Source organism: Campylobacter concisus, from assembly GCF_002913765.1.
Classification (GTDB): Bacteria; Campylobacterota; Campylobacteria; order Campylobacterales; family Campylobacteraceae; genus Campylobacter_A; species Campylobacter_A concisus_BB.
Window position 1 is genome coordinate 1 of the sequence record NZ_PPCH01000027.1, and the last position, 13,818, is coordinate 13,818.

The 13,818-nt window shown below is 38.1% G+C and carries 13 protein-coding genes; 4 read left to right on the forward strand and 9 right to left on the reverse strand.

All coding sequences use genetic code 11. The features are described 5' to 3' along the window. Window positions 1-133: 133 nt before the first annotated feature. The 5 genes from CYO89_RS10090 to larA are packed head-to-tail and all read right to left on the reverse strand — an operon-like array spanning window position 134 to window position 5,426. The gene (locus CYO89_RS10090) at window positions 134-1,465 is read right to left on the reverse strand and encodes a DUF2809 domain-containing protein (RefSeq protein WP_258032566.1); all 1,332 of its coding nucleotides are present in this window, start codon (window positions 1,463-1,465) and stop codon (window positions 134-136) included. Between the two features lie 29 nt (window positions 1,466-1,494). Continuing rightward, window positions 1,495-2,241, reverse strand: coding sequence for a nickel pincer cofactor biosynthesis protein LarB (gene larB, locus CYO89_RS10095; protein ID WP_103598185.1), 747 nt, complete (start codon window positions 2,239-2,241; stop codon window positions 1,495-1,497). Next, window positions 2,238-3,011: an ATP-dependent sacrificial sulfur transferase LarE gene (gene larE / locus CYO89_RS10100; RefSeq protein WP_103598186.1), complete on the reverse strand. Its 774-nt coding sequence runs from the start codon at window positions 3,009-3,011 to the stop codon at window positions 2,238-2,240. The genes larB and larE overlap by 4 nt, the downstream gene beginning before the upstream one ends. Next, window positions 2,983-4,173, reverse strand: coding sequence for a nickel pincer cofactor biosynthesis protein LarC (larC, locus tag CYO89_RS10105; RefSeq protein ID WP_103598187.1), 1,191 nt, complete (start codon window positions 4,171-4,173; stop codon window positions 2,983-2,985). Before larC ends, larE begins: the two co-directional genes overlap by 29 nt. 2 nt (window positions 4,174-4,175) lie before the next feature. Beyond that, window positions 4,176-5,426 carry a nickel-dependent lactate racemase gene (larA, locus tag CYO89_RS10110; protein ID WP_103598188.1) on the reverse strand — a complete coding sequence of 417 codons (1,251 nt, stop codon included), beginning with the start codon at window positions 5,424-5,426 and terminating at the stop codon, window positions 4,176-4,178. A 204-nt stretch (window positions 5,427-5,630) separates the two neighbouring features. On the opposite strand from larA, the gene CYO89_RS10115 reads away from it, so the two are divergent. Further along, the gene (locus tag CYO89_RS10115) at window positions 5,631-7,310 is read left to right on the forward strand and encodes an anaerobic C4-dicarboxylate transporter (protein WP_103598189.1); all 1,680 of its coding nucleotides are present in this window, start codon (window positions 5,631-5,633) and stop codon (window positions 7,308-7,310) included. A 91-nt stretch (window positions 7,311-7,401) separates the two neighbouring features. Here the strand turns inward: CYO89_RS10115 and flhB are convergent, their stop codons facing one another. After that, entirely contained in the window at window positions 7,402-8,475 is a 1,074-nt protein-coding gene (flhB, locus tag CYO89_RS10120; RefSeq protein ID WP_103598190.1) for a flagellar biosynthesis protein FlhB, read from the reverse strand. Between the two features lie 144 nt (window positions 8,476-8,619). On the opposite strand from flhB, the gene CYO89_RS10125 reads away from it, so the two are divergent. From CYO89_RS10125 to rpmA, 3 genes are all read left to right on the forward strand, one after another. Continuing rightward, on the forward strand, window positions 8,620-9,582 hold the full coding sequence (locus CYO89_RS10125; RefSeq protein ID WP_103598191.1) for a hypothetical protein: 963 nt from the start codon (window positions 8,620-8,622) through the stop codon (window positions 9,580-9,582). A 107-nt stretch (window positions 9,583-9,689) separates the two neighbouring features. After that, complete coding sequence (rplU, locus tag CYO89_RS10130; RefSeq protein ID WP_002942523.1) at window positions 9,690-10,004, forward strand: 50S ribosomal protein L21; 315 nt, start codon at window positions 9,690-9,692, stop codon at window positions 10,002-10,004. Window positions 10,005-10,015: 11 nt separating this feature from the next. Further along, window positions 10,016-10,273, forward strand: a complete 258-nt coding sequence (gene rpmA / locus CYO89_RS10135) for a 50S ribosomal protein L27 (RefSeq protein WP_002942569.1) — start codon at window positions 10,016-10,018, stop codon at window positions 10,271-10,273. Window positions 10,274-10,319: 46 nt separating this feature from the next. Here the strand turns inward: rpmA and CYO89_RS10140 are convergent, their stop codons facing one another. The 3 genes from CYO89_RS10140 to CYO89_RS10150 are packed head-to-tail and all read right to left on the reverse strand — an operon-like array spanning window position 10,320 to window position 13,783. Further along, entirely contained in the window at window positions 10,320-11,426 is a 1,107-nt protein-coding gene (locus CYO89_RS10140; protein ID WP_103598192.1) for a glycosyltransferase, read from the reverse strand. Between the two features lie 3 nt (window positions 11,427-11,429). Continuing rightward, window positions 11,430-12,704: an O-antigen ligase family protein gene (locus tag CYO89_RS10145; protein WP_103598193.1), complete on the reverse strand. Its 1,275-nt coding sequence runs from the start codon at window positions 12,702-12,704 to the stop codon at window positions 11,430-11,432. Then, window positions 12,701-13,783 (reverse strand): glycosyltransferase family 4 protein, encoded by a 1,083-nt coding sequence (locus CYO89_RS10150; RefSeq protein WP_103598194.1) that lies wholly within the window; start codon window positions 13,781-13,783, stop codon window positions 12,701-12,703. Before CYO89_RS10150 ends, CYO89_RS10145 begins: the two co-directional genes overlap by 4 nt. Window positions 13,784-13,818: the final 35 nt, after the last annotated feature.

Below are 13,818 nucleotides of genomic sequence, written 5' to 3' on the forward strand. Positions count from 1 at the left end.
GTCTCGCACTCGGCGAGCTCCCTCAGCTTCGCCGTCACGTCATCGGGTAGTACTTTGCCCGTGTAGCCGACAAATTTCGCCATAACTTCAGTCATCTTTTTTATAGATTTTTCTTTATCCATCGCTTATCCTTTTAAATTTCGTCCTCGAAAAACGGCTCGGGATTTTTAAGCAACCAAAGCACGAACAGGTATCTAAGCTTACCTACATCTTCAGCATGCCAGCTTTTCCTTAAATTATAAAACATCTTATCAAGCGCGTCGTCATTTAGCTCTTCTAGCCTATTGCCTAGCTTAAAATATTTTTTAATTTCGGCGGCGGCTTTATCTGTATATTCACCATCCCATAAAATCCAACGTCCATATTCTCCGTTATAGTCCCAGTACCAGTATAAATTAGTAGCCGCATGTATCATTTTATACTGCACGCTATCTTTTTGTCTTAAGAATTTCATCCAAAAATTATAGGTAAATTCGCTGTATTCTTGCGGATCGTATTTTTCCATATCCGTTGGATACTCGGGTACATATAGGTATTCCAACCTTTTGCCAAAGCGACGCCAAATATAAATTTGCGATTTTTCAGGTAGAAGATTGTATATATAATTATACATTATTCCAAAATCGATATTAACGACTTCACCCGCCTGTTTTATATATTCCCGAGAGGTATAGTCTTGCTTGCCTACGATTACTAACTTTTGATGCGGTTTTAAATTTTTATATACATACCGCATAAAATTTCTAAGCGGCGTCTTGCCCTTTTTATTTTTAGCGTTTATGTTGCCGCCTTGCATAATAATCCATTCGATTAAATTTGCGTCCGCATACGCATAGGGCGAGTTTGGATCTTTTTTCTTGATATCTTTGTTTGCATGTAGCATATGCAGTATCGTGTTGCCGTCTTTGTCGGTCGCATTTATATCGTAAATTTCAAATACCGCCTTAATCTTCTCATCGTCACCGCTTTGCAAAATTTCATTAAAATTTTTGGGTAATCTTTTACGCCTAAAAATTCGTATCTCGTTATAGATCGCATGCTCACTACCGATGAAATTTTCAGATGCGTAAGCTAAAACGCAGCCTATCGCGTAACAGATAATGTCCGTCCAATCAAATGTTCCACCAAAAATTATCCATAGTGCGTAATTTTGAACGCCTAAAATTTCAAGCACCTTAAAATATTGTGCGATTTCGATAACTAGCGAGAGAGTAAAGACCGCGAGCGCTAAAATTTTAGGTGGTAGCCTGAACGCGGCTCGCCCAAATGCATAAAGCATCGCTGCGGCTAGCACATCGCCTAGATAGTAGCGTATGAAGCCGTCTTTGGCGTAAATTGCGATAAAAATTTCAAATGCTAAAATAGCAATACCCATCATCGCCCAGTTCATTCTAGCATCCCAACAATACTCACTTCTAGATGCATCCGTAGGCGAAAGTATTGCTTTTTTCGTATCCTCTCTCAATTTTACCCCTTACAAATTCTATTTAAAATTTAGAGATGATTTATCAGGCTTGCGTTATATGCAGCGCCGTATCCGTTGTCGATATTTACGACACTTATGCCATTTGCGCAGCTATTTAGCATAGCTAGCAGCGCCGCGACTCCGCCAAAATTTACCCCATATCCCACGCTAGTAGGCACTGCGATCACTGGAGAGCTTACAAGTCCAGCTAGCACGCTAGCAAGTGCGCCCTCCATGCCAGCAACCGCTATCACGACCTTTGCGGCGCGTATCTCGTCAAGCTTTGCGACCAGCCTATGTAGCCCTGCTACGCCGACATCGGTAAATTTTCTCACGTCATTGCCTAAAAATTTTGCCGTCTCATAGGCCTCCTCCACGACTGCGCCATCAGCAGTGCCAGCAGAGACTATCGCGATGTAGCTTTTTGTAGGCGTAGGCTCTTTAAATTTGATGCTGATCACCCTACCACGAGCGTTAAAATTTGCCTGCGGAAAGATCTCACGAATGCGCTTAAAAACGCTCTCATTTGTTCTTGTGATTAGGATGTTTTCATTTTTTTCGCCGATCGCACTAGCGATTTGCAAAATTTCATCATCTGTTTTATTTGCCCCGTATATCACCTCGCCAGTACCATTTCGCAAAGCGCGCTGAGTGTCGATCTTGGCGCATCCGATGTCGTTAAATGGGTAGTTTTTTAGATACTTTAGCGCATCCTGCTCGCTCATCTTGCCGTTTTTTATACCAGCGATAAATTCTAAAATTTCAGTCTCGCTCATACCAAAACATCCTCTCTAAGCCCCTTTAGATCAAGCGTCACCTCTGCCGCGCCAAGTGCGACTAGCTCTTTAACGATAAACTTAAATTTCACGTCGTTTAAAAAGGTTTGCATGCTAGAAAATGGCATTTGCAGCTTCATTTTTCTATCATCAAGCCTTGCGCGCACATTTGCATAGCCGCTTTTTATCAGCAAATTTTCAGCCGCTTCTACTAAATTTAGCCCATCTGCGCTTATCTCTTTTTCGTGCGGCAAACGAGTTAGCAAGCATGCGTAGCTTGGCTTGTCTGCTGTTGCTAAATTTAGCTCGCGCGAGAACTCGCGGATCTCAAATTTACGTAAATTTACAAGTGGCGAAAGCACGCCAAGCTCCTCTTTTGCCTTGAGCCCTGGGCGATATTCGCCAAGATCGTCTTTGTTTGTGCCATCAGCCAAATTTGTAAAGCCAAGCTCTTTTGCACGAGCAAGAAGCCTTGAAAAAACTGCTTTTTTACAAAGATAACAGCGATTTTGCGGATTGAGCTTTATCTCATCAGCGATACCCACTTCAAATATCTCGTGCCTGATGCCATAAAATTTAGCAAATTCTATCGCCTCGTCTATCTCGCGCAAAGACATATAGGGTGATTTTACCGTGAGTGCTAGTGCATTTTCACCAAGCACATCTGCAGCGACCTTTAGCAGTAGCGAGCTATCTACTCCGCCACTAAATGCAACGGCTAAATTTCCTAGCTTTTTTATATCATTTTTTAGAATTTCTAATTTCGTCATACTTTTTAAAAATTTCTTTTTTTACCTGAAATATCGATGTTTTATGTGCAAGTGCGGCGCTTTTACACTCGTCAAATTCAGGCTTTGCCTTTTCATCCTCGCCTGAAATTTTTAGCCTTATATCGCCAAATTTCGTCTCAACACTTACAAATTTTCGTTTTAGCTCGGTTTTTATGACATCTATCTCACGAACACCGATGGCCGTCGTGTGCGTAAATATAAGCTCTTTTAGCTTTTTTGCATCTTCGCTTCTACACAAGACGTTTAGCTCAAAACCGATGCGTCCTTTTTTCATATATATAGAGTGACTAAAGACATCTAGAGCGCCATTTTCGCGTAAAATTTCACACGCAAAGGCAAAGCTTTCTGCATCCATATCGTCTATGTTTGTGGATATCATTTTTTGCACCAAATTTTGGCTCTCATCCACCTCGCAGATCATCGCGCGAAGGGCATTTGCAAAATTTGGCGCATTTTTTTCGCCAGCTCCGTAAGCTACTTTTTCTATTTTGAAATTTATCTCATCCATAAACTCATCTGCGCATGCTTTTAGTATCGCAGCACCTGTTGGCGTAGTCATCTCAAAATTTGCTCGCCCAAGACTAACTGGCACATCTTTTAAAATTTCACAAACCGCTGGCGCTGGGACATTAAGATGTCCGTGGTCGCACTTTACTACGCCGCCACCAAGCTCGATCTTTGAGCTGACGACCCTAGAAATGCCAAAATTTTTAGATAGATATTCAAAGCAGATCGCCGCTCCAACGACATCTACTATGCTATCAACCGCTCCAACCTCGTGAAAATGCACCTCATCGATGCCAACTGCATGTACTTTTGCCTCAGCCTGAGCGATCACGTGAAATATCGCAGCGGCCTTTTTCTTGCAAATCTCGCTCAAATTTGAGCTAGCCAAAATTTGCTTGATATCAGCGTAACTTCTAGCGTGAGGTTGCGATTTTAGAAGCACGACGTCGATTTTGATCGCAGCGATGCCGTTTTTTACTACGTTTTTTTGCTCTAAGCGAAATTCTCCGCTCAAATTTAGCTTCTCTAGCTCAGAGCAAAGATAGCCAAAATCCACACCAAGCCCGACAAGAGCGGCTAAATTCATATCGCCGCTGATGCCAGAACTCGCGTCATAATATAAAATTTTAGCCAATCTCACACCTTAGGCACGGTCATAGAGCCAAACGGCAAGATAATTATTTTTGCATCCGCACCTTTTTGAGCCAGCGCCTCATCTACAGCCTTTTGTAGGTCGTGATACGGCTTTAGATGCACAGCTTTCATCTCATCGTCGCTTAGATCAGTTACAGCCCAAGTCTGCGCCCAAAGCGAAATTTCAGCCATTTTTGCAGCTTTGTGATAACCAAGCTTAAAGCCAGAATTTATCTTTTCTAGCACTTTTTTTGGCGTATCGGCCGATGCCATAAGCTCAAAGAAAGGTTTTGGACCGATGCCTGTGCGGCATTTTGCGACCATTATTAAAATTCCATCTTTCGCAAGCGCTAGTTTGCCGTTATCTAGGGCTTTTTGCGCCTGATAAAGATCGACATCCATAGGATATGGTGCCACCGAGATCACGATGTCAGCCTTTTGTGGGATATTTACGCAAAATACCTCATCAGCCTTTTTCACGCAGTCATAAAAGCTATCGTTCAGATCGCCAGCACTCGCATAATAGACGCCGTGCTCGCTATCAAGCACGGTTTGTATAGAAAATACGTCGATATTTGAAAGAACTTTCATCGCGTCGATCATATCTTCATGTACAGGGTTGCCCTCTAGGCGCAGTGCCTGAGCGTCAGCGCTAAGTGCTAGTTTGTGGTTTTGCGTAATGCTTTCGTATGAGGCAGTGCCTGGTAAAAAGGCCTTTCTGCCGCCAGTGTAGCCTGCAAAATAGTGAGGCTCAACCGAACCTATGACGATCACTTTTTTAGCTTCAGCCACGATCTTGTTTAAATACATCTGCGTGCCGTTTTTGCTCTCGCCTAAAAAGACCATCTCATCGTGCTTTGAGTCGTGGTCGTGAACCTCGTTTTTAGCTCTGATCTCTGGGTAAATTTCTTTAGAAAATATCATATTGTATTCATCTAGCGTACCCTCTCTGTGACAGCCAGTGGCGATGATGAAAATTTTATTTTTATCGCGAAGCTTTGGGTAAATTTGCTTTAAAATTTTAGCAGTTGGCGTAGGTCTTGTGCCGTCATTTACGATGATAACGATCTTTTCATCGCCAGCGATAAACTCATCAAAGCTCTTTTGATTTATCGGATTTGCTAAAGCCTTTGTGATAAGCGCTGCTTCGTCAAATTTAGCGACTTTGTTTGGGTCAAAAACACCAAGCAGATTTTTTTCGTCTATTTTTAAATTTATATGGTCATCTTTGCCATAAGCGATAGGGATTTGCATGCTTCTCTCCTTAAATTTAACTATTAGTTATTTGCTTTTAGGATTTTATCTCAATCTTTCTTTTAAATATATTTATTTTTCCACAAAAATATAGATAAGATAACAAGAATTAAATGTAATATTAAATTCTACATATCTTTTTTAATTAGTATTTAATTTTAATATTTATATACTATTTACGTAATTTTCGAAAAGGGAGAAATCATGGAATTTCTTACAAGTTTGTCTGAGAGTACGCAGTTTTTCTTACAATTAATCGTCGTGCTCGGCTGTTTGTTCTACGGAGCAAAAAAAGGTGGTATGGCACTTGGTGTCCTTGGCGGCATCGGTCTTGTTATTTTGGTATTTGCATTTGATTTAAAACCAGGTAAGCCTGCTATTGATGTTATATTAACTATTCTTGCAGTTGTTGTAGCAAGTGCTACACTTCAAGCGGCTGGTGGTCTTGATGTTATGCTTCAGATCGCTGAAAGAGCGCTTAGAAAACATCCAAAAACAGTTTGCTATCTTGCGCCTATTTGTGGCTGGACACTAACAGTACTTTGCGGTACAGGTCACACAGTTTATACACTTTTACCGATCATCTATGACGTATCAATGAAAAGTGGTATCCGTCCAGAACGTCCGATGGCAGCTACTACGATCTCATCACAACTTGCTATTATCGCAAGCCCAGTTTCAGTTGCTGGTGTGTCTATGGTTGCTGTTCTTCTTGGTACTGGCACAGTTCATATTGAGGGCTTTACAAGCTATGTTGATTTATTAAAAGTTACCATTCCTTCTACATTTTTGGGTGTGCTTTGCATAGGAACTTACTCAGTATTTAGAGGTAAAGATCTTGATAAAGATCCAGAATTCCAAGCAAAAATAGCTGATCCAGAGCAAAGAAAATATATATATGGTTCTGATGAGGCACATTCATTAATCGGTGTGCATTTGCCAAAAAAACAATGGAATGTTATGTGGATATTCCTTGCTACAATTGCTGTTGTGGCGGTTTTGGGTTATTACAAACAACTTCGCCCAAGCTGGACAAGCGATGTTCCTGGTAAATCAATAGAAATAATCGTAGATAAAAAAACAGTTAAAAATATCACTGTTAAAGACGGACAAGTTGTTTCTATGGTTGGCGATAGCAAGATCGTTTCAAACGTAAAAGACAATAAAGTAAAAGACGCTACTAAATTTACAAGCGTTCAAGTGCTAGATAAAGACAATAAAGTAACACAAAGCATTGTTTCAAACGGTGCTGATGTTGTTATTACTGCAGGTGATAAAAGCGAAACTATCGCAAATGCGAGCATTGTAGTAAAAGATACTATGAAAAAGACTGCGCCACTTGGCATGGTTGATACGATCCAAATTTTCATGCTTTTAGCAGCATCTATCATGATGATCTACTCAGGCATTAAAGCAGCTAAGATCGGTCAAAATGAAATTTTCCACAGCGGCATGGTTGCACTTGTTGCGATTTACGGCATTAGCTGGATGGCTGAGACAATGTTCCACTCTCACATTGATATGCTTAAAGGCTCACTTGGCGAGGTTATGAAAGCATATCCTTGGATGTATATCATAGTTGGTATGCTTATATCAAAATTCCTAAACTCTCAAGCTGCTGCAGCTGCTACATTTGTGCCACTCGCTGTTCAAATAGGTGTTCACCCAGGCGTTATTGTCGCGTTTGCTACTGCTTGCTATGGATACTTCATCCTTCCAACATATCCAAGCGACCTTGCAGCCGTGCAGTTTGACCGCTCAGGCACAACACACATTGGTAAATATGTAATCAACCACAGCTTTATCATACCTGGTTTCATAGGTGTATTTAGCTCTTGTGCTGTTGGCTGGGTGCTAGCAAATATCTACGGATATCTTAACTAAGATTTTATTTTAGACAAGCTGTTTTAAAGGCAGCTTGTCTTTTTTCTACAAAATTTACTACCATTTTTATAAAAAATTTGACCTACTGCTTTCAAAGTTTATCTTGAAATTTCTGCTTATTACTCATATAGACAAAGCTTAGCACTTCAGCCACAGCCCTAAAAAGGTGCGCTGGTATCGTATCATCGACCTCACAAACCCTATAAAGCTCCCTTGCAAGTGGTGGATTTTCATAAATTTGCACTCCGTTTTCAACCGCTACCTTTTTTATCTGAAGCGCTAAGAAATCAACCCCTTTAGCAAGTATTATCGGCGCTTCGTCACGGCTTTTATCGTATCTGATCGCCACGGCGTAGTGGGTCGGGTTTGTGATGACGACGTCAGCTTGTGGGATGTTTTGCATCATTCGGCGTTTGGCTGCACGCATTTGCGCTTGGCGGATCCTGCCTTTTACCTGTGGGTCGCCCTCCATCTGCTTGTACTCGTCCTTGATCTCTTGCTTGCTCATGCGAAGGTCCTTAAAATACTGAAAACGCACAATGAGCAGGTCAGCAAGACCGATCACAAAAAGTATAAAAAGCATGACACTAACTAGGATGATGAGCTTCTCTTTTAGCCACGCAAGCTGGTCAAACATAGAGAAAAATAGCGTGTGTGGCAGCTCTTTGATAAACTGCAAGAAAAAGTAAAATCCAACTCCAAAGACGATGCTTACCTTAACGATGATCTTGACGCTCTCGATCGCCTTTTTCATAGAAAATAAATTTTTTAGCCCTTTTAGCGGATTTATCTTGCCAAAATTTGGCGTTATGGGCTTTGTGGTAAATATAAAGCCAAACTGCATTACATTTGCGATTATGCCGGCAACCGCGACGCAGATACAAACTGGCAATATCATCAAAAGTGCCCTGCCAAAGGTATTTACAACGATCATTTTTACCGTTGGCAAAGTCAGTGGCTGGCCGATAAATTTAGAGTAGTAGATGTAAAGCGAGATGACCTGATCTTTCATGAAATTTAGCATCGCAAGCAGCACACCAATAGCGATAACTAGGGTCACAAAGCCAGATAGGTCCTGACTTTTGGGGACGTTGCCGTCCTTTTTGGCATCTTCTATCTTTTTGGGGGTCGCTTCTTCGGTTTTTTCCTGATCTTCGCCTGCCATCTTTGTCCTAAGCTCGCTTAAATTTGGGCGATTATAGCCAAAATGCGGTTAAACTATCCGCTAAATTTAAATTTTGTTATTCAAAAAAACTAAGCCGTTTTAGGCGTTTTTGGCTAAAATTAGCAAAAGTAAGGAGCAAACAAAATGTCATTTTTAGAAAGTTTATTTAATATTTTCAAAGCCAAAAAACCACCAAAAAGCGACGAAGAGCTACTTTTAGACGAGTATGCGACGATTTACGCCGAGATAAAAGAGAAAAATTTAAACGAATACGACTTTTTATGTGAGCTCATACGATTACTCTCTTTTTCAAGAGCTAGACGCTACGACTTTTGCCTTGAAAAGTGCCTAGCTGATGGCGATGCCGAGGCACTAAATGATCTCATCTTTCAATACGCTAAGCTAAATTTACTCCCAGGATGTAGCGGCGGATATGACCAGTGTGAGAAGCTCATACCGGCATTTTTTGCTATCGCTTGTGGCGACACAGATAGCATGACAAGGATCTTTCCAAAAGGCCTGCCACCTAGCAAAAATGGCTATAAATTTCTATGTGTTATGCATGATCTGCTCACGGCGATGCTTTGGCAAGATGAAAATTTACTTGCCCCTGCCCTAGAAAAAGCTCGCACCTTTGTAGAGTCTAAAAAGCCAGCAAATGAAAGAGAAGCGGTTAAATTTGTGCTTGCCTTGCATGAAAAAGATACGGCTGCTATGAGCGAGCATTTGCAGAAATTTTGCTCCACATTTGGCAGGACAGATGCACCTAAATTTGAAAAACGCCTCTACATTTTCGCGCACGGACTTCACGCCTTGGCGCGCTACTTTTTACCGCTTGAACTCTTTAAAGAGATAAAGCTACCAAAAAATGAAAATTTCAGTAAATTTTACGCAAAGAGGCTCTTTCAAAATGAAATTCCCAAGCCAAAACTCTATTATGTTTTGCCACCTGAATTTGAGCTAATAAATGTGATCTTAAACGCACCAGTAGCTAAAACGCTAGTATATCAGCCACATTTGCCAAGCGACAAAACATTTTTCTTAGATCGCACATCTATGATAAGAAATTTAGCCGATGAGATCATAAGATCAGGGGCATTAAAGTAGAATTTATAAACTTTTGGATAGTATTCACACCTTACAACCAACAAAGCTCCATAAATCTTTTGCAAAAAAGTGCTTTTTGGTCTTACCAAATTTTAGAAAGGTAGAGTATGTCAAAATACGCTATATTTAAGCATGGCGGTAAGCAATATCGTGTTAGCGAGGGTGAGTTCCTTAAGCTAGATCACTTTAGCGCTGAAGCTAAATCAACCGTTGAGATTACAGAAGTTTTAGCTGTAAACGACGGCGAAGTAAAGGTAGGTGCGCCATTTGTTAAGGGTGCAAAAGTTGTTCTTGAGGTCGTTAATGAAGGCAAAGACAAAAAAGTAGTTATCTACAAAAAACGCAGACGTAAAGACTCAAAACTAAAACGCGGCTTTAGAAGACAATTTACACGTGTAAAAGTCGTAAGTATCGCAGCTTAAGGAGATAAGATATGGCACACAAAAAAGGTCAAGGTTCAACCCAAAATAACCGTGATAGTATCGGACGCCGATTAGGTGTTAAGAAATTTGGTGGCGAGTTCGTTCGTGCTGGAAATATAATCATCCGCCAAAGAGGAACAGCAACTCACGCTGGAAACAACGTAGGTCTTGGCAAAGATCACACTATTTTTGCATTAGTCGATGGCTTTGTAAAATTTGAAAGACTTGATAAAAACAGAAAAAAAGTATCTGTTTATCCAGCTGCATAACCCCAGGGGCATTCGCCCCCCTTTTATCTTTAAATCTACTCAAAATTTAATTTATCTTTTCTAATTCTTTGATTATTTTTATAGCTCTATTTTGCCAAGTATTTTTACTCATACTTTCATAGGCATTTTTTGAAATTTTATTTAGCTCTTCATTACCTAAAGTCTTTATATAGTTAAATTTTTCTTCTAAACTTTTTTCATCACCCGCTTCATATAAAAAACCGTTTTCGCCATCTTTTACTATTTCAGCAACTGGTGGAAAATTTGGAGCTAAGACGACATTTGAATTTGCCATATATTCAAAAAGCTTTAATGGAGTGCTATAAAGCGAATAATCACTTTTTACACTAGGTATTATCAAAATAGTATTGTTTTCAATAAGACTTTTTACAACTTCATTTTGAGGTAGCAGTCCTTTAAAACATACCAAATTTTCAATCTCTCTTTCTTTAAGAGTGTTTTTTAAAGTCATAAAACTATTTCCACTATTTTTGCCATAAAGTTCTAGTTTTATACTAGTTTTTAAGGCAAAATCTAGCATCAAATCAAGGCCTTTCCATAACAAAAATGAGCCATAATAGTTTATACTTGAAAAATCAAAATCTTTCTTCTTAAAATCAGAATCTTGCTTACAACCGTTATAAACAACTGCCGAATTTGCTATTTGTAAGCCAAAAAATTTTTTAAGCTCATTTAGCGTACTGCTATTGTGCGAAAATACAAAATCAGCATTTTGTAGTATCTCTTTTTCCATATCATAAAGTGCTTTGTTGCCCAAAGTAAAACACTCATGCGCTTCAAATACAACCTTTTGATCAGGCATTTTATTTTCTAGTAAAAATTTAGCTATCTTTAAATGTCTCGTATAAAATATTGCGTCTTTATTTGAGTAGTTATTTATTATTTTTTTTAGAAAGAAATTAAAAATTTTATTACTTTTTAAAAATAGAATCTTTTTTCTTACAAACAATATGTCATTAGCTTTTAGCTTTAAAGCAAATTTCTCATTTACCTCATTTAAATTTAAAGGAGACTGCGGTAAAACCAGCTTAGCATCGCACATATTACTAAGCTCAAAAAATGTATTTAGTATTGCTATCTCTCTTGCATTACCTTGCGGAATTTGTTCTGGATATATGTAAAACAGTTTCATAAATCACTCCTTGTTTTTGCACAAAAACACTATAAAAAGACCAAGCATTACATAAAGATGAGTAAAGTACATAGTTTCAAATAATCCCCTAAATATATAAGTGCAAAGTATGCTTCCAAATATTGCTATATAAAATTTGTTGTTTGACAAATACCTTTTAAAAGAAACAAAAAGCATATAAAAAACAAGCGCAACAAAAAAAACAGTACCTACTACACCGTAATGATAATACTGACCAATAAATACTGGCTCGTCATGATGCGGATACTTAGTTCCATCAGCGCCTACACCAGTTGGGCCAAGGTCATCATTATTAACATTTTTGTCATTTAAAAATTTAGTATATTGTTTACCACCAAAGCCTATACCTATATAAGCTCTATCAGAGTTAAAAAGAAGCGGCAGCCTCTTTGTTAAAATATCTCCTCTACCAGAAGTATAAAATCCTTGTGCAACTTTTAACTGCAAAAGTGTAGAGTTATGATAGACGCAAGCAGAGGCGGCAAATAAAAATAGGCAAAATATCATGGATTTTTTATTTATAAGATTAATTTTTTCATTTTTAAAAGTTAGAGCCAACATAACCATCAAACTTAGGGCAAGTGCAAGCCATGAGCCCCTAGCACCTGTAAGCAAAATAAAAATTAAACTAACAATAATGTTAAAAACTATGATAAAAAATTTGTAAAAATTATTTTTGATAAAAAATATTGAGACCAAAGAAAAAATAAATAAACTATCAAAAAAGCCTGCATAAAATCTATCTATAGGTTGCGTCCATTGGTCTTTTTCATTTTTTAAATTTAAAAGAGTGCCATCTTCTATCCCTTTTATAAAAAAATGTATATTATCTATACTAAGTGCAGCAACCATAGCAAAAAATAACCATTTTGAGTTTTTATAGCTACCATCATGCCAAAGAAGAACAATAAAAATAAATATAAACGCTCTTTTAAATTCATTAAGCGCTGAAAGTGCTGCATTTTGCGTAGTATCATAAGAAAAAAATGATATGCCAAAAACATATAAATTTAAAAGCAAAAATAGCAATAAAATAGCTTTATTGTTCTTTGCATTGTTCTTTATATTTTGTACAACATTTTTAGTATCGACTGCAAAAAGGATCAATGTTAATAATAGAGCTAAATATATGGCTAAATTTTTAATAGCAGTTATGTGTTCGTTATACTGACCTATCAGGAACAAAGATAAAAAAATTAAAATTGCTATATTTAAATATCTGGTAGTTTTTAGCTTTTCTTGGAAAAATCCTTTCATACCTCAACTAGCTCCTGTGCAAATTTTGACCACTCATACATGCTTTTTATACTCTCTCTTGGTCTTAAATTTTCCATATTTTCTAGCGTTAAATTTATCTTTTCTATCATGTCACTTTCATCAGAAATTTTAAATTTATACCCATTTACTCCGTCTTTTATGATCTCTTTCATACCACCGTTTATGCTAACTACGCAAGGCTTGTTAGCGGCTAATGCCTCAATGACCGTTATGCCAAAAGCTTCATGACCAATGCTTGGTTGCAAGTAGACATCGCAAGCGTTATAGTACTCATTTAGCTCATCATGTCCGATAGCACCAACAAAAATGACCTTTTGATTTAAGTTAAGCTTAGCTGCTAGCTCTTTTAGGCTTTGTAAATTTTCTCCATCACCAACTAGCATAAATTTGGCGTTTTTGATCTTGTCTATATTTTTTACCATCATGCCAAAGCCTTTCCAGCCAACTACTCTACCAACGCTTCCTATCAAAATTTCATCACTTTTTACACCAAATTTCTCTCTTGTCTTCTCTTTTAGTGACGCATCTGGATAAAACTTCTCTTTATCTACGCCATTATAAACGACTTTAACCTCTCTGCCATATCTTTCTCTTAAAATCTCCGCATTTGCGTCGCTAACGCTAATGATCTTATCTATAAATTTGATAAAAAATTTATCAAAAAAGTAAAAATCCTCGCCACCGCTTACAAAGACTGCTTTTAAATTCTTATCATGCCTCTTTAAAGCCCATGCAACAAAAAAATCAAATGGCTTATGTACAACTAAAATATCAAATTTCTCAGACTCTAAAAATTTTCTGGCATTAAAATAAAAACTAACTCTTTCAATAAATTTTCTAAATCTATTGCCTATTTTTACGACCTTTTCCCTAGGGCAAAAACCAAACATCTTTAGATCAATGCTACTGTCTTTTAAAAATGCTGGTATAAATTTACCTCTGCCAGTACAAATGGTCACCTCGTGTTCTTTGATAAGCTCCTTTGCAACTGAGTAGTAAAATGTCTCAACACCGCCAATTTTTAGTGCTGTTGTCACGTTATAAAGCAATATTTTCAAAATTTATCCCTTAATTTTTTCATAATACTAGCATA